Source organism: [Clostridium] aminophilum DSM 10710 (genome assembly GCF_000711825.1).
GTDB classification, from domain to species: Bacteria; Bacillota; Clostridia; order Lachnospirales; family Lachnospiraceae; genus Clostridium_R; species Clostridium_R aminophilum.
In genome coordinates this window covers 39,283-54,707 of the sequence record NZ_JONJ01000016.1, presented here as the reverse complement: position 1 = coordinate 54,707, position 15,425 = coordinate 39,283, and the positions used below count along the sequence as shown (strand labels likewise).

Genomic DNA, 15,425 nt, shown 5'->3' with positions numbered 1-15,425 from the left:
ACCTGCGGACATTGTTCTACAGAAACCAGAAAACGGTCCTTTGGGGAACGGACTGCACGGAAAAGGAAGAGGTTAGAACGCATGAAGATGAGATTGAATCACGTAAAGTTTGCCGCGGCGGCGCTGCTTGCCGCCGGCATACTTTCCGTCGGATCACCGGTTGGACGGATCACCGCCTGGGCATCCAGCGCTGTGATCTCATTCTCCGATCCGGACACGAAAGTCGGAGACACCTTTAACGTCAATGTAAAAATCACTTCTACGGACGGTACGCTCGGATCTTCCAAAATGATGCTCAAATACGATTCTTCCGTGATTGAGTTTCAGGGCGGAAGCAACGCCAGCGGCGGCGCGGGAGCAGTCAAACTCTCCGGAAGCGTCGACTCCACCAATGCGAAGTCTGTCACCTATCAGCTGAAATTCAAGGCTCTGTCGGAAGGCAGCACCACCATCAAAGTGGACGACTATGAAGTGTATGACGCAAATTCCAAGAATGTGGATGTCAGCAAGGTCGGAAAATCCAGCATTCGCGTGAAAAAGGGCAGCGGCAGCACTTCCGGGAAGACTTCGCTGAAAACGCTGAAAGTTTCCAGCGGATCGCTGTCACCGGCATTTTCTCCGGATATCACATCTTACACGGTGAATGTCGGAGAGGATGTCACTGATTTTACGGTGAATGCGGAGGCGGAAGACAGCTCGGCGAAGGTTCACATTACCGGAGACACGATTCTCAAGGACGGCGTCAATACGGTTGAATGCGAAGTGTCCTCACCGGACGGCGCGTCAACCCGCAAATACATTATTACCGTGAACAAGGGCGCGGCGGCGACGACGGCGTCTTCCGGCGAGAAGACCGCATCGGCGGTGCTGAGCAGTGAGAAAGCCACCGTGGACAGCACGGAGTATACCGTTGCGCAGTCGTTTGATTCCAAACTGATTCCGGCAGGATTTGAAGAGGGATCGGTCGAATATAAATCGGCCAGCATTATGTGCGCGAAATCGGACAGCCTGTGCCTTCTCTATCTGGTGGATGCGGCAGGAACCGGAAATTTCTACATTTATGATCAGCAGACCGACTCGTTCTCACCGTTTGTGACCATCAATGTAATCGAGAAGTCAATCGTAGTGCTTACGCCGGATGATACGGTAGCCATTCCGAAGGGCTTCTCGCAGACGACGATTCAGCTGAACGGAAACTATGAGGTGGTCGGATGGACGCCGGATTCCGGAGAATCGTCCTCGGATTACTGTCTGGTTTACGGAATGAATTCGGCAGGCGAAAAGGGGCTTTACAGCTACGATCTGTCAGAGAAGACCATGCAGCGGTATTTTGAGAAGCCGGGCGGTCTCTATGATGATGCGCAGATTGACGAAATCATCGACAAATACAATACGCTTCAGGACAAATACAATCACCGTTTCCTGATAATGGCGGCTCTCGCCTTCGGATGCGTGATCCTCTTCATCACCATCATTAATCTTCTCCTTCACCGGCATGACCGGATTGAGGAGGCCAGAGAAGAGGCGATGCGGAGAGATTACTCTGATGAGGACAAGGGGCGCAGGGGCCGCGGCAGAAGAACGGCGGAAGACGGACCGGAGATTCCATTTGCGGTGAAACGCCGTTCCGACGGTATGGACAGTGAGAAGCGAGAGAAACGGCTGGATCGAAGAACGGAGCCGGAATCGGTTCACACTTCCAAAAAGGCGTTAAAGACCGAATATGCGGAGCACCGGGCGGAAAAGGAATCCGGAAGCCGGAATTCGGCAGGACATGACACTGAGCGGCCGTCCCGATCCAGAGGAAAAACCGTTCGAAATCATCCGCATTCCGCTTCAGAAGATGATATGGATGTATTGGATCTTTGACGGATCCGGTCCGCGCTGAAACAGTGGCGCGGAGCAATGCCGTATCAGCGCGGTAACGGGAGAGACCGATGCAGAAGATCTGCCGCGGTCATGAAACCGGGAACTCAAGAATTCGGGAACTCAGGAATCTATGAAAGGATGAAGTTACGATTTCATCGATCCGTGAATCCCCAATATGACAGAATGACAGCAAGACAGGCCGCCTTCGGGCGGCCTGCTTTTGCGTTACAGAACATTTCTGCGAAGTTTCATAATACAATATGATCAGATTTTTCTCTGCGGATTTTTTCGTATTCAAACCCGTGTTATTGACGATACATATATTGGGGAACAGACGGGCAGATGAAAGTGACCGGATGTTTGTCAAGGTAGACAAAAACAGTTGATTGTTATATAATCAATAGAACAATTAATGGAGCCATGGATCGGTTCCCGTAAATTCAAAAGGGGGCGAAGCATGATCGTCGAGGTCGATTTCAATAGTGATGAAGCGCTGTATATACAGCTGCGAAACCAGATCATCGTCGGCATCGCCTGCGACAGGCTGTTGCCGGGCGATACATTGCCGTCCGTGCGCCAGCTCGCCAGTGATATCGGAATCAATATGCATACGGTCAACAAGGCATATGCGGTGCTGAGGCAGGAAGGATTTGTCAAGCTGGACCGGCGAAAAGGCGCAGTGATCGCCGTGGATGAAGATAAAATGAAAACGCTGGCGCAGATCCGCCACGATATGGGGGTTCTGCTGGCAGCTGCGTCCTGTAAAAATGTGACCCGGGAGGAGATTCACCGTCTGGTGGATTCCATCTATGACGAGTTCCCGTGTCAGTGCAGGAAATATCAGGAAAAGAAACAGGAGGACCAGACGAATGTTATGTGAACGATGCAAGATCCGCGAAGCGAATGTCCGTTACACAGAGATTATGAACGGCGTCAAGACAGAGCATAACCTCTGTATGCAGTGCGCCGGCGAGATGAATCTCGGACAGGGCGGTTTTGTGGTAGACGGCGATATGACGATCGGCAAGCTTCTTTCCGGACTTCTCGGGCTTTCCTCCGTGACAGACAGCAACGAGAGACTTCGTGAGGTTGTCTGTCCGACATGCGGTACGACATATGAGGAGTTTGTCAGCAACAGCCGCTTCGGCTGTGCAGACTGTTATCATGTGTTTGACCTGCTGATCGGCGAAAAGATCCGTCAGCTGCAGGACAACGGATCGCATAAGGGAAAGCATCCGAAGATGCGGCCGATTGCGCAGAAGGCAGGAGAGAAAGCACCGGAATCCGGGAATGAAAAAGAAAAACCGGATTCTCTCCGGGAGGAAATGCGCCAGATGGAGCGGGCGCTGAAAGACGCGGTGGCCGCGGAAAACTATGAGATGGCTGCCGTTTACCGGGATAAACTTCATGAACTTCGCGAAGAACTGGCGGCATCGGCCGGATCGGCGGAGGAATCGGGAAAGAAAGGCGGTGATCCGGCATGAGTACATGGATTGACTGTGTCAAAAACGATCCGTCCAATGTGGTGGCGAGCCGGGTACGGCTGGTCCGGAACTGGGACGAGTACCGGTTTCCGTCAAAGCTGACCGACGAGGAGGCGGATGAGCTGGTCCGCCGTCTCAAGGACCTGTTTCGCGATCTTCCCGACCGCGACGGAAAGGACTATGAGTATCACAGTTTCCGCAGTCTGAAGGAGATTGACCGGATTGCACTGCAGGAACGAAGACATCTGAATAAGACGCTGGTGGACAAAAAAACACCCGGGGGCATCATTCTCTCCGAGGATGAGAGGGTCGGGCTTGTACTGAATGCCGACGACCATATCCGCCTTTCCGTTCTCCATGAGGGGGCCGGACTTGAGGAATGCTGGGAAGAGGCGGACCGTCTGGACGATTATATCAACGAGAAGATCTACTATGCATTCAACGAAAAATACGGATATATGACGTCCTATCCGACGAATGTCGGAACCGGGATGAAGGCATCCGTGATTCTTCATCTTCCGTCTCTGAACGCGAGTCAGCGGTTTCAGGGATTTATGTCGGATATGTCCCGTTTCGGCGTGGGTGTCCGCGGTGTGTACGGAAGAGGAAAGGAAAACTACGGAGATCTCTACGAAATCTATAATCAGAAGACTCTTGGCGTAACCGAACAGGAGATCCTTGACCGTGTCGGCTATGTGGCGGGTCAGATCGCTGATCAGGAGCGTAAGATCCGGACGGGAACACTGCAGAAACATCATCTGATGATGGAGGATGAGGCATACAAGGCTTACGGCGTTTTGAAATACGCGCGGAAGCTGAGCGTAAAGGAAGCGATGATCTTCCTGTCCCACGTGCGCTGCGGAACGGAGGACAAGCTCCTGACGCTGTCCAGCCCGGTCAGCATTTACAGCATTATGATCGGAGTACAGCCGGCAAATCTTCAGCGGTCTGCGCAGAAACCGCTGGATCAGGATGAACTGGCAATGGAGCGCGCAAGATATGTCCGGGAAAAACTTCCGGACCTGGAATGATCATTGAGATGCATTGAGACAGAAAGGAAACGACATGTTTGATCGATTTACCGAGAGGGCGAAGGAGGCAATTCGTCTGGCGGTGGAAGCAGCACAGGAAACCAGCGGCGGTTATGTCGGAACCGAACATCTTCTTCTCGGCCTGGTGAGGGAAGGAAACGGAACCGCAGCGGTAGTGCTGAACAGTCACGGAATCACCGAGCAGAGAATTCTGGATGTGATGGAGAAACTGGTCTCTCCGGAGACACCGACCGCCGTGTCCGGCGACGCGGAATATACGCCGGGTGCCAAAAAGATTCTGCAGAGCAGTTATGAGGAGGCGGTCTTTTTCAAGGCACCGCTGGTAGGCACCGAGCATATTCTGATCGCGATCGTCAAGAGCGGAAGCTGTACCGCTTCCCGGCTTTTGTACACGCTGAATGTCAATCTTCAGAAGCTTTACATTGACCTGATGGGAGCGATGGGCGGAGATACTTCGGAGGACTCGGAAGACGGTGCGGCTTCCGGCCGTGCGTCCGCGCGGGCAAAGGATAAGAACGCCGGTTCCGACACGCCGACCTTGGACAAATACAGTGTGGATATGACGGAAGCGGCCAGAGAAGGAAAAATGGATCCGGTCATCGGCCGGGACAAGGAAATGCAGAGGGTTATTCAGATCCTCAGCCGCAGAACGAAGAACAATCCATGCCTGATCGGAGAACCGGGTGTCGGAAAGACCGCGGTTGCCGAGGGTCTTGCGGAGGCGATCGTGAACGGCGATGTGCCGGAATCGGTGGCGGATAAGCGACTGATCCGTCTGGATATCTCGAGTATGGTGGCAGGAAGCAAATACCGCGGTGAGTTCGAAGAGCGAATCAAAAAGGTGATTGAAGAGGTGAAGAATGCCGGTGACATTCTCCTGTTCATCGATGAAATTCATACGATCATCGGAGCCGGCGGCGCTGAGGGCGCCATCGATGCGTCCAATATCATGAAACCGTCGCTGGCCCGCGGAGAGATTCAGCTGATCGGTGCGACCACCGTAGACGAGTACCGAAAGAGAATCGAGAAGGATGCGGCTCTCGAACGCCGGTTCCAGCCGGTTATGGTGGATGAACCGGAAGAGGATGCCTGCATTGAGATTCTGAGAGGATTAAAGAGCCGCTACGAAGACCATCATCAGGTACGGATCAACGATGAGGCGGTGGAGTCCGCCGTGCGCCTGTCCAAGCGCTACATCAATGACCGGTTCCTTCCAGATAAGGCTATTGATGTCATCGATGAGGCGGCGTCGAAGGTTCGTCTGACCGGATACACCGAGCCGGGCGAGATCCATGAACTTGAGGAGGAACTCAAAGAACTCGAGGTGGATAAGGAACAGGCTGTCCGCGAAGAAGAGTTTGAGAGAGCCGGCGAGATCAAGAAGAAGCAGGCGGAAAAGACTGCAAGAATTCAGGAACTCCGCGAAAAGTGGAAAGCCGAGAAGGATTCACGGAAACTTGTGGTGGGAGCCAATGAGGTCGCGGATGTCGTGTCGGAGTGGACCGGCATTCCGGTGAGAAAACTCAATGAAGGAGAGGCGGAGCGCCTCATGAAGCTGGAGGAGGTTCTCCACGCAAGAGTTGTCGGCCAGAATGAAGCGGTCAGCGCGGTGGCGAAAGCGATCCGCAGAGGAAGGGTCGGCCTGAAAGATCCGAAACGTCCGATCGGTTCGTTCCTGTTCCTCGGACCGACCGGTGTCGGAAAGACCGAGCTCTCCAAGACGCTTTCCGAGTCGCTCTTCGGCACGGAAAATGCCATGATCCGTGTTGACATGTCGGAATACATGGAAAAACAGAGTGTGTCCAAGATCATCGGATCGCCGCCGGGATATGTCGGCTACGAGGAGGGCGGACAGCTGGCGGAGAAAGTAAGAAGACATCCGTATTCCGTAGTACTGTTCGACGAGATTGAGAAAGCGCATCCGGACGTATTCAATGTTCTCCTTCAGATTCTGGATGATGGACACATCACCGACGCGCAGGGACGCACGGTTGATTTCAAGAATACCGTGATCATTATGACCAGCAATGCAGGCGCAGCCAACATCATTTCCCCGAAGCATGTCGGTTTTGCATCGGAAAATGACGAGAAGGCGGATTACAATTTCATGAAGGGAAAGGTCATGGATGAGGTAAAACGGATGTTCCGACCGGAATTCCTGAACCGAATCGATGAGATCATCGTGTTCCATCCGCTGACGCAGGAAGACATCAGCGAGATTACCCGCATTATGATCCGGACCATCAATCACCGCACATCCGCCCAGCTGGATATGAATCTGATCTTCAGTCCGGCGGCTGTGGCATGGCTTGCCAGAAAGGGATTTGATCCGAAGTACGGGGCAAGACCGCTTCGCAGAACATTCCAGAACGAGGTGGAAGACCGGCTTTCGGAGGCTCTTCTGGAAGGAAAAATCAGCCGCGGCGACGATGTCCGCGTCACCGCGCCGAAGGATGCGCAGAAGCTGACATTTTCCAGGGCAAAAAAGAAATCCACTGGCAATAAAAAGGTTAGTGTGATAAGATAACCATACCAACAGATGACTGCGATGGCAGGAATACTTCAGGAGGACATGAGAGATGTCGGTAGTGAAAGATTTACTTCAGGTTGAGAGCGACGGAACCATCAGCTTCGGAAACTATGAACTGGATACAAAGCAGAAACTCTCCGATTTTGAATATCAGGGAGATATCTACAAGGTTAAGACCTATGCGGACATCACGAAACTGGAAAGAAATGAGACCTTCGTCTATGAGTCGGTCCCGGGAACCGCAGTAAATCACTTCAAAGTGGGAGATGGATTTGTCGAGTTTACGGTAGAAGGTGTTCAGGATGCGCAGATCACTCTTCAGATGCAGGAAGACAGCGAGTACAGTGTGCTGGTCAACGGAGAGGATGCAGGAAAGATGCAGACGAACCTGAGCGGAAAACTGGTGATCAGTGTAGAACTGGAAGCAGCGAAGCCGGTCTCCATCCGTGTAGAATCCAAATAATTCTGACTCGGTCAGAAAATGTTTCGGCGGTCAGCGAATTCCATGCCGGACACCGGAATAACTTAAAGGACAATCATTTCAGCGGATATCGGTCACAGATCGGTATCCGCGTTTTTGTTCTAATAGAGAACCGAACGCGTCTGCCAGGCCGGCATGAGCAGCTGTTTACACGGCGGAACCGTTCAAAAACCATATCTGCTTTCATCCAAAACCTGTCAAAAGCAGGGATGTGTTGTGCTGTTTAGAAACCATAATGAAATTTGACATAAAAAAGACAAAAAAATGTTTGCGGTTTTTTTACACATTTAACGAAAAGTAGGGTAAAATAACAAAGATGGTGTCTGCACATACTGTGCGCAAGGATGATTTGGCTTCGAGAATGTGGAGGATACATGGCAAAATCAAAAAAGACCGCATTCTTCTGCAGTGAATGCGGACATGAATCTGCAAAATGGATGGGGCAGTGCCCGACCTGTAAAGCATGGAATACCATGGTGGAAGCACCGGCAGAACCGGTGAAGATTGCGGGACATGCCGGAAGAAGCATTGCAATCGGCGGCTCCCATGCGGAGCCAATGCGGCTGGATGAGATCGATCTGGATGAGGAAGACCGCACATCGACCGGTTACGGGGAACTGGACCGTGTTCTCGGATCCGGTATCGTGAAAGGGTCGCTGGTTCTGGTCGGAGGTGATCCGGGAATCGGAAAATCGACGATTCTTCTGCAGGTCTGCCGGAATCTTGCGGGAAATGAGAAAAAAGTTCTCTATGTTTCGGGAGAGGAGTCTCTCAAGCAGATCAAGATCCGGGCAAACCGGATCGGAGAGGTAAAAGGGCCGCTGGCATTTCTGAGCGAGACCAATCTCGGTACGATTGCAGAGGTTCTCCGGAAGACCAGACCGGATATTGTGGTCATTGACTCGATTCAGACGATGTTTATGGATGAAGTTACATCCGCTCCGGGTTCGGTCAGTCAGGTCCGGGAGTGCACGAATGTTCTGATGCAGATTGCCAAGGGCGAAGGGATTACGGTATTCATCGTCGGTCATGTTACGAAGGAAGGCGTTGTAGCAGGGCCGAGAGTGCTGGAACATATGGTGGACACGGTGCTCTATTTTGAGGGGGACCGCTATGCGTCCTACCGGATTCTCAGAAGCGTCAAAAACCGTTTCGGATCCACGAACGAGATCGGGGTATTCGAGATGAGGGAAGACGGTCTCCGGGAGGTCGAGAACCCGTCGGAATTCATGCTGGAGGGAAGGCCGGAAGATGCATCCGGTTCCGCGGCGGCGTGTCTTATGGAAGGCACGAGACCGCTCATGCTGGAAGTTCAGGCGCTCACGACAAGGACCAATTTCGGAATGCCGCGAAGAGTGGCAGCAGGTGCGGACTACAACCGTGTGAATGTCCTGATGGCGGTTCTGGAAAAGCGCTGTCATCTGGAAATGTCCTCGTACGACGCTTATATCAACATCGCCGGCGGTATGAAGATGAACGAGCCGGCGCTGGATCTGGCGATCGTGATGGCGTTGGTGTCCAGTTATAAGGATATCCCGATCAGTGAAAAGACCGTTGTTTTTGGTGAGGTTGGTCTCGCCGGAGAGGTGAGGTCGGTTTCGATGGCGGAACAGAGAGTGAAAGAGGCGATCCGGCTTGGGTTTACAACCTGTATTCTGCCCCGTTCCAATATGACAAGAATGGATCTGCCCGACGGTATCGGACTGGTCGGCGTCAGAAATGTGCGTGAAGCTATTGATCTTTTGAAAAGAGTCTAATCAAGGGTGATATATGGTTGGAAAATTCTTACGGAAGTATGCGTACGCATTTTTTCCGGTGATCGCGGCGCTGGTTCTCAATACGGCCGGCTACGTGCTGATCGGCAAACATGCGCTCGTCGGTCCGCTGCATGATTTTTCAATTCCGCTGGATCACCGGATTCCTCTGGTTCCGGTGTTTATCTTTATCTACATCGGAGCGTTCCTGCAGTGGGCGATCGGATATCTGACAGCCATGGCGGAGAATCCGACATTTTGCTACAAAGCGTTCAGCAGCGAGATTTATGCAAAAATACTCGCACTGGTCTGTTTTGCCGTCATTCCGTCGACGATTATACGGCCGGAAGTGGACGGCGCGGGGATCGCGTGTGCGCTGACCCGCTTTGTGTATGCGAAAGACTTTGCGGTAAATCTGTTTCCGTCCATCCACTGTCTGGAAAGCTGGTTCTGTTTTCGGACGGCGATGGCGGAACACCGGCCGGACTGGTATAAGATTGCGATGGCCGTGATGACGGTTCTGGTGTGTCTGTCCGTCGTTTTTGTGCGGCAGCACGTGATTGTGGATATCATCGGCGGCATTGCCGTCATGGAGATCGGCTTTCTGATCGCACGGCGATGGGATCTGTCCTGGATTTTCCGCAGGATTGGAAGGAGAGTTTATCAAAAGCTCACGGAGCTTATGGATTAAAACAGAGTGAGACAAAGAGGGGGTGATTCGTTGCGGGAAGATGGTAAGGATCCACGATACGAAACGGATATCCTTCCGAAACATGATATCGAAAACAGAGCCGTAAACGGCGACGAAGCCACCGGCGGGACTGTTCCGAACGATCCGGCGGAAACGGATGAGGAAAAGGAAAATGTGATCGGCAGGGAACTGAAGCGAAAGGCACTTTGGAGTGTCGCGGCGCTCGTTCTGGCTGTTCTCAGTGTGTGGGCGGTGGCGTCACAGGCGAGAACCCTGACGGAGGGTTCGGTCATCCGTGATCTGAAGCATCTGAAGCCCGGCTGGACCGTCTGCGCGGCGTTTTCCATGATCGGGTTTATCTGGTTTGAAGGTGAGGCGATTCGGGCGATTCTTCAGGGAATGGGAATCCGGATTCCATATCGACGGGGATTTCTCTATGCTGCCGGAGACGTCTATTTTTCAGCCATTACACCTTCTGCATCCGGCGGTCAGCCGGCGAGTGCATTCTTTATGATGAAGGATGGAATTTCCGGAGCGATGACCACTGCGGTTCTGGTGATGAATCTGGTTTTTTATACCGAAGCTCTTCTTGCATCCGGGATCATCGGTATGCTCTGTTTCCCGGGAGTGTGGCAGTGTTTCAGTATTTTGTCAAAAATACTGATCGTGTTCGGCTGCATTGTGATTGTCGGACTGGCGATCGGTTTTCATCTGTTTCTTCGGATGCCCGGTATGTTGGAGAAGGCCTGGATGGCCTGTATTCACGTCGGATATCATTGGCATCTGATAAAAGAGCCGGACAAACACATAAAAAAACTGCATGAGACGATGGATCGCTACCGCCGCAGTGTCAGCATGATGGCGGGACAGAAGCGTTTTCTGACCAGGGCCTTCTTCTGCAATCTGGCGCAGCGAATCTCCATGATCTCCGTCACCGCCTTTATCTATCTGGCACAGGGCGGAAAAATCTCCCATATTCTTCAGGTCTGGTCTGTCCAGTGCTTCGGGACCATCGGAAGCTATTGTGCGCCGATTCCGGGAGGAATGGGCGTCGCGGATTTCCTTCTGCTGGACGGGTTTCAGGGAATTCTGAACCGGGAGGCGGCGGTTCGTCTCGAAATTCTCAGCAGAGGATTGGCGTTTTACGTCTGTGTTCTGATCAGTGGCATTGCGGTCGCGATCGGAGCGGTCCGGCGCTATCGGAGAGAGAAGAAAAAAGAAACTGATAACAATATTTAATGATAAGAGTAGGGATTTAACATGATAGGATTCTGGGATTACACTGTGTGGCTTACATATTTGTCACTTCTTTCCGCTTTCTGCGGAGTGCTTGTCACACTTCACGGAAACGGTCATCCGTTTATGGGCGCATTTTTTCTGATGTTTTGCGGCCTTTGTGACTCATTTGACGGAATGGTGGCAAGAACGAAGAAAGACCGCTCACAGATGGCGAAGGATTTCGGTGTACAGATCGACTCCCTTGCGGATCTGGTTGCATTCGGATTTCTTCCGGCTGCGATCGGTGACGGAATGCTCAGAGCCGGAGCACAGCTCTCGGATGTGCCGCACATCCGGAGCGGTCAGCCGACCATATTCCTGTTCGCTATTATGATGTTCTATGTGCTGGCTGCCATGGTGAGGCTGGCATACTTCAATGTCACGGAAGAAGAGCGTCAGAAGATGACGGTGGGATCGAGAAAGTATTATATCGGTCTGCCGGTTACCATCTCCGCGCTGATCTTTCCGACGGTGCTGCTGTTCCAGTATGTGCTTCCGCAGGATGTGACGTATGCATATTTTGCGGTTCTTTTGATCACGGCTCTTCTTTTTCTTGGAAAATTCCGTGTGCCGAAGCCGAAGCTGAAAGAAATTCTGGTTCTGGTCGGAATCGGCGGAGTTGAGTTTGTGATTCTTCTGATTCTTCGCATGATTATTTCCTATCGCGGGAGGTAATGAATGACATCACTGGAATTTCTTTATCACACCGTTTGGGGACGCCGTATCCTGAAAATACTGACGGCGAGAAAACTTTCACAGGCAGCCGGGATATTTCTGGATTCTCCTCTCTCGGTACCGCTGATTGCGCCGTTTGTCCGTATGAATCATATCGATCTGTCGGTCTGTCAGAAGCGGCATTTCCGGAATTTCAACGAATTCTTTACCCGTGAATTAAAGGAAGGAGAGCGTCCGGTCGACATGGATCCGGACATTCTGATTGCGCCCTGCGACGGACTTCTGTCAGCGTATGAGATTAAGGATGACACGGTGATCCCGGTGAAGCAAAGCCGGTATCGTATTCCGGATCTCCTGCGTGACCGTGAGCTGGCAAAACGGTTTCGCGGAGGAACCTGTCTGGTGTTTCGGCTCTGTGTTACGCATTATCATCGATATTGTTATGCCGACAGCGGCGTGAAGGGGAGGAACATCTTTCTTCCGGGCATTCTTCATACGGTTCAGCCGATTGCTCTTCGGGAGTTTCCGGTATTTACCGAGAACTGCCGTGAATACACGTTGATTGAGTCGCCGAATTTTGGATCCATGATCCAGATGGAAGTCGGTGCAATGCTGGTGGGGAAGATCCAGAATTATAAGGAATATGGTCCGGTGACCCGCGGAGAGCAGAAGGGACGGTTCCTTTACGGCGGTTCCACGATTATTCTTCTTCTGGAGAGGGGCAAAGCCCGCATCAGTCCCCGCGTTTTTGAGCAGACGGCCGGCGGACGGGAGATTCCGGTCCGTATGGGGCAGATGATCGGAAGACGTGCGCAGGGTGACAAATGATCTTCGGCGATGATGCTGCAAAAGGAATCATGACATGAGGACTGCACGAGCGTTTGAAATAAATTTCTGAATTATACGGAAAAAAGATTTGACAGATACAATTCAATGTGGTAATATACTCAAGTCGGCACGAAATGCCGACAATACGGGAATAGTTCAATGGTAGAGCTACGGTCTCCAAAACCGCCGATGGGGGTTCGAATCCCTCTTCCCGTGTAAATTGTGAAACCGTTCAACTGAGCCATGAAGCTTGGTTGGGCGGTTTTTTTTGCTTTGAAATGTGATTTATTGCAGAATAAAACGTCAAAAATGCGGTATTTTGGTATCATCTGAACCACAACTGAACCAAAAAACAGATCAGGGAATCAAAGCGATCCAGGATCTTTCAATGTTGTTTCGGAAAGCCTGATTATTCATAGTGGCCACGACAGGAGATGATTCGCAATTGCTCATCTTTGTACTCATAGACAAGTCGATCTGCATCATTGATCCGTCTGCTCCAATATCCGCTGAGATTTCCCTTCAATGGTTCTGGTTTTCCAAGCCCGGTGAAAGGCGTTCGCTGCGCGTCTTTTATAAGCAAATTGATTCGCTTTAATATTTTCTTGTCTTCAGACTGCCAGAAAAGGTAGTCTTCCCATCCTCGGTCTTCCCACAGTATCCCCATTAGTCATCGTCCTCCAGAAGTTCGTGCTCTGCGAAATGAGCCTTACCGGTTTTGATGTCATTCACGATGGTGTTCAGGTATTTCATATTGCTTTCTGAATAGAAAGGATCTGCCGAGACTTCAAACGGGATGCGATGTTCTCGGGTCATTTTTTTTGCGAAAATGGTAAATGCAGTGGTCATGGACATGCCCAGTTCATCGCAGAGCTTCTCCATGCTTTTCTTCAGTTCAGCATCCATTCGGAAATTGATATTTACAGCGTTGGACATATGATTAACCTCCGTTTATCTAAGACCTTTTGAAATAGCTTATAATTCTATTATATGTATAGTTCATTAGGAATCAATGATTTTCTTTATATTGTAATGAAAAATCATTACTTCTCTGAGCGGTAAGCGGATAAAATTCGAAAGGAATTTTTAAAATTCTATATCCGAACGGAAAAATTCAACATTTTATGTTCGGCTCGTTATCAGGATTTCCTGAATTCGGATGTCTACAAAATGATTGAGTTTTATGAAATTCAAGAAATCGGAGTTATACATATTGTTTATCTAGATTCAAGTCGGAACTTGCGAAAACTGGATATAATAAAGCCATCATCGAGTGGAAAAAGTATTCCGGAATTGTGGAAAAACTATTCGCCGCGAATGATGATAGTGCGCAGTGTTAAAACAGATTGGCGATATATAATCAAGAGAGATCCAATTAAACAATACGAGAAGTATAAACGTGTATATGGATACAGACAGAAGCAAAAAGATAGCAATGTTTTTTTGGAAAAACCTGAATGGATTAAAACAGGAACAGAGCCATGTTGGGTATGTGAATCATTCAATAAGTTGTAAATATTGGAGAAAGATTTTTATTAGGATTCGTCGGATTAGGAATTGTAGGTAAACGAACCGGAGTGAAGCTATGTGGCTATTCGGACCTGAGAAATACGTTTAATAGAGTTCATGTTGACGGAATAGAAAAAAAATATCAGCACTCACTATTGACGAGTGCTAACAAAAGTGCTATACCATAATTGAACAAAGGAAAGAGAGAACAGACATCCGGAAACGATGAGAATGGGTGTACCGATCCGATCTCCCCTTTGTCCGAAAATACAGGAAGTCAGGAAATGTTTTTGACCGTACAGAATGGAGGAATGATGTATGTTAATGCCTAGTATTTTTGAAGACAGCTTATTTGATGACTGGTTCGATTTCCGTATGCCGAAGATGCCGGATGTGGATCAGACTTTGTATGGAAAGCACGCCCGCAATCTTATGAAGACCGACGTTCAGGAAAAAGACGGAAACTACGAGATCGCGATTGATCTTCCGGGATTTAAGAAAGAGGATGTTCACGCGTCTCTGGAAAACGGTTATCTGACGATATCCACGGATAAGTCTCTGGACAAGGAAGAAAAAGACGAGGATAAGAAATATATCCGAAGAGAGCGTTATGTCGGGGCAATGTCCCGGAGCTTTTATGTCGGCAGCCAGGTTCGGAAAGAAGATATCAATGCGGAATTTAGGGACGGTGTATTGCATCTGACCATGCCGAAGGAGGAGCCGAAGCAGATTGCCGCACAGAACAAATATCTGGAGATCAAGTGAGTTTTTCAAAAGATCTTGGAAGTATTATTCTGACAGCAGAAAAAACAGATAAACACAATAGCGCCGCACACCGGTTGGGTTTCATCCGGTGCGCGGCGCTACGATTATATTCTTATAGATCAGTCATTCTCTTTCGTATGCTGTGAAACTGCAAAGATGGTTCCGGAAGGCGAAACCATGATATTGAACCGGGAGGAGCCGGTGTCCACCGTCTTGTTGGCAGCCTCATGTCTTGCTTTGTGGAAACCGCGGGCTTCGAGAAAAGTGATGGCCTCTTCCAGATTATCGACATTGATCCGGATCATTGTCCATTCACCGTTTCCCTCGGCGATGTCCACATGGAAACCGTTGGCATCCTTCATGCGAACATCTGTGACATTGTTCATGCTGATGCCTTCTTTGGTGTGACGGCGCTGAAAGCCCAATTCCTCAAATAAAGCGATTGCCGATGGCGCGTCTCTGGTAACGATGAGCGGGTTGAAAGTTGTAATTTTCAAGGTGATACCTCC

At 50.4% G+C, this 15,425-nt stretch carries 16 protein-coding genes and 1 tRNA gene; 14 read left to right on the top strand and 3 right to left on the bottom strand.

Annotated elements, in window-relative coordinates:
• Positions 1–81: 81 nt before the first annotated feature.
• The 12 genes from BR86_RS0111645 (at position 82) to BR86_RS0111590 (ending at position 12,858) form a co-directional block, all read left to right on the top strand.
• Entirely contained in the window at positions 82–1,869 is a 1,788-nt protein-coding gene (locus BR86_RS0111645; RefSeq protein ID WP_051684779.1) for a cadherin-like beta sandwich domain-containing protein, read from the top strand.
• A gap of 457 nt (positions 1,870–2,326) precedes the next feature.
• Positions 2,327–2,749 carry a GntR family transcriptional regulator gene (locus tag BR86_RS0111640; protein WP_031474104.1) on the top strand — a complete coding sequence of 141 codons (423 nt, stop codon included), beginning with the start codon at positions 2,327–2,329 and terminating at the stop codon, positions 2,747–2,749.
• Positions 2,739–3,353 (top strand): UvrB/UvrC motif-containing protein, encoded by a 615-nt coding sequence (locus BR86_RS0111635; RefSeq protein WP_051684778.1) that lies wholly within the window; start codon positions 2,739–2,741, stop codon positions 3,351–3,353. The genes BR86_RS0111640 and BR86_RS0111635 overlap by 11 nt, the downstream gene beginning before the upstream one ends.
• Entirely contained in the window at positions 3,350–4,384 is a 1,035-nt protein-coding gene (locus tag BR86_RS0111630) for an ATP--guanido phosphotransferase (RefSeq protein WP_031474100.1), read from the top strand. The genes BR86_RS0111635 and BR86_RS0111630 overlap by 4 nt, the downstream gene beginning before the upstream one ends.
• A gap of 34 nt (positions 4,385–4,418) precedes the next feature.
• Positions 4,419–6,932, top strand: a complete 2,514-nt coding sequence (locus BR86_RS0111625; RefSeq protein ID WP_031474098.1) for an ATP-dependent Clp protease ATP-binding subunit — start codon at positions 4,419–4,421, stop codon at positions 6,930–6,932.
• 52 nt (positions 6,933–6,984) lie between these two features.
• The gene (locus tag BR86_RS0111620) at positions 6,985–7,398 is read left to right on the top strand and encodes a hypothetical protein (protein ID WP_031474096.1); all 414 of its coding nucleotides are present in this window, start codon (positions 6,985–6,987) and stop codon (positions 7,396–7,398) included.
• Positions 7,399–7,790: 392 nt separating this feature from the next.
• The gene (gene radA / locus BR86_RS0111615; RefSeq protein ID WP_031474094.1) at positions 7,791–9,173 is read left to right on the top strand and encodes a DNA repair protein RadA; all 1,383 of its coding nucleotides are present in this window, start codon (positions 7,791–7,793) and stop codon (positions 9,171–9,173) included.
• Between the two features lie 13 nt (positions 9,174–9,186).
• On the top strand, positions 9,187–9,861 hold the full coding sequence (locus tag BR86_RS0111610) for a phosphatase PAP2 family protein (protein WP_031474092.1): 675 nt from the start codon (positions 9,187–9,189) through the stop codon (positions 9,859–9,861).
• Between the two features lie 30 nt (positions 9,862–9,891).
• Positions 9,892–11,100: a lysylphosphatidylglycerol synthase transmembrane domain-containing protein gene (locus BR86_RS0111605; protein WP_031474090.1), complete on the top strand. Its 1,209-nt coding sequence runs from the start codon at positions 9,892–9,894 to the stop codon at positions 11,098–11,100.
• Between the two features lie 21 nt (positions 11,101–11,121).
• On the top strand, positions 11,122–11,814 hold the full coding sequence (locus BR86_RS0111600) for a CDP-alcohol phosphatidyltransferase family protein (RefSeq protein WP_031474088.1): 693 nt from the start codon (positions 11,122–11,124) through the stop codon (positions 11,812–11,814).
• A 3-nt stretch (positions 11,815–11,817) separates the two neighbouring features.
• Positions 11,818–12,642: a phosphatidylserine decarboxylase gene (locus tag BR86_RS0111595; RefSeq protein WP_031474086.1), complete on the top strand. Its 825-nt coding sequence runs from the start codon at positions 11,818–11,820 to the stop codon at positions 12,640–12,642.
• A gap of 145 nt (positions 12,643–12,787) precedes the next feature.
• Positions 12,788–12,858: transfer RNA gene (locus BR86_RS0111590), tRNA-Trp, on the top strand.
• Positions 12,859–13,051: 193 nt separating this feature from the next.
• Here BR86_RS0111590 and BR86_RS0111585 read toward each other — a convergent pair.
• Together BR86_RS0111585 and BR86_RS0111580 are read right to left on the bottom strand one after the other, a co-directional pair.
• The gene (locus tag BR86_RS0111585) at positions 13,052–13,309 is read right to left on the bottom strand and encodes a Txe/YoeB family addiction module toxin (RefSeq protein WP_031474084.1); all 258 of its coding nucleotides are present in this window, start codon (positions 13,307–13,309) and stop codon (positions 13,052–13,054) included.
• The gene (locus tag BR86_RS0111580) at positions 13,309–13,578 is read right to left on the bottom strand and encodes a type II toxin-antitoxin system RelB/DinJ family antitoxin (RefSeq protein WP_031474082.1); all 270 of its coding nucleotides are present in this window, start codon (positions 13,576–13,578) and stop codon (positions 13,309–13,311) included. Before BR86_RS0111580 ends, BR86_RS0111585 begins: the two co-directional genes overlap by 1 nt.
• Before the next feature lie 234 nt (positions 13,579–13,812).
• Here BR86_RS0111580 and BR86_RS0111575 point away from each other — a divergent pair, with 234 nt between their 5' ends.
• Together BR86_RS0111575 and BR86_RS0111570 are read left to right on the top strand one after the other, a co-directional pair.
• Complete coding sequence (locus BR86_RS0111575) at positions 13,813–14,157, top strand: hypothetical protein (protein WP_031474080.1); 345 nt, start codon at positions 13,813–13,815, stop codon at positions 14,155–14,157.
• Between the two features lie 312 nt (positions 14,158–14,469).
• The gene (locus BR86_RS0111570) at positions 14,470–14,916 is read left to right on the top strand and encodes an Hsp20/alpha crystallin family protein (RefSeq protein WP_031474078.1); all 447 of its coding nucleotides are present in this window, start codon (positions 14,470–14,472) and stop codon (positions 14,914–14,916) included.
• Positions 14,917–15,035: 119 nt separating this feature from the next.
• On the opposite strand, the gene BR86_RS0111565 is transcribed toward BR86_RS0111570, so the two are convergent.
• Complete coding sequence (locus BR86_RS0111565; RefSeq protein WP_031474076.1) at positions 15,036–15,413, bottom strand: glyoxalase/bleomycin resistance/dioxygenase family protein; 378 nt, start codon at positions 15,411–15,413, stop codon at positions 15,036–15,038.
• Positions 15,414–15,425 lie beyond the last annotated feature (12 nt).

Bases quoted from the DNA above. Each gene is read 5' to 3' on its own strand.
- BR86_RS0111635 (WP_051684778.1), top strand. From the start codon at position 2,739: ATGTTATGTGAACGATGCAAGATCCGCGAAGCGAATGTCCGTTACACA.
- radA (WP_031474094.1), top strand. From the start codon at position 7,791: ATGGCAAAATCAAAAAAGACCGCATTCTTCTGCAGTGAATGCGGACAT.
- BR86_RS0111600 (WP_031474088.1), top strand. From the start codon at position 11,122: ATGATAGGATTCTGGGATTACACTGTGTGGCTTACATATTTGTCACTT.
- BR86_RS0111595 (WP_031474086.1), top strand. From the start codon at position 11,818: ATGACATCACTGGAATTTCTTTATCACACCGTTTGGGGACGCCGTATC.
- BR86_RS0111630 (WP_031474100.1), top strand. From the start codon at position 3,350: ATGAGTACATGGATTGACTGTGTCAAAAACGATCCGTCCAATGTGGTG.
- BR86_RS0111620 (WP_031474096.1), top strand. From the start codon at position 6,985: ATGTCGGTAGTGAAAGATTTACTTCAGGTTGAGAGCGACGGAACCATC.
- BR86_RS0111580 (WP_031474082.1), bottom strand. From the start codon at position 13,578: ATGTCCAACGCTGTAAATATCAATTTCCGAATGGATGCTGAACTGAAG.
- BR86_RS0111625 (WP_031474098.1), top strand. From the start codon at position 4,419: ATGTTTGATCGATTTACCGAGAGGGCGAAGGAGGCAATTCGTCTGGCG.
- BR86_RS0111585 (WP_031474084.1), bottom strand. From the start codon at position 13,309: ATGGGGATACTGTGGGAAGACCGAGGATGGGAAGACTACCTTTTCTGG.
- BR86_RS0111640 (WP_031474104.1), top strand. From the start codon at position 2,327: ATGATCGTCGAGGTCGATTTCAATAGTGATGAAGCGCTGTATATACAG.
- BR86_RS0111645 (WP_051684779.1), top strand. From the start codon at position 82: ATGAAGATGAGATTGAATCACGTAAAGTTTGCCGCGGCGGCGCTGCTT.
- BR86_RS0111610 (WP_031474092.1), top strand. From the start codon at position 9,187: ATGGTTGGAAAATTCTTACGGAAGTATGCGTACGCATTTTTTCCGGTG.
- BR86_RS0111570 (WP_031474078.1), top strand. From the start codon at position 14,470: ATGTTAATGCCTAGTATTTTTGAAGACAGCTTATTTGATGACTGGTTC.
- BR86_RS0111575 (WP_031474080.1), top strand. From the start codon at position 13,813: ATGATTGAGTTTTATGAAATTCAAGAAATCGGAGTTATACATATTGTT.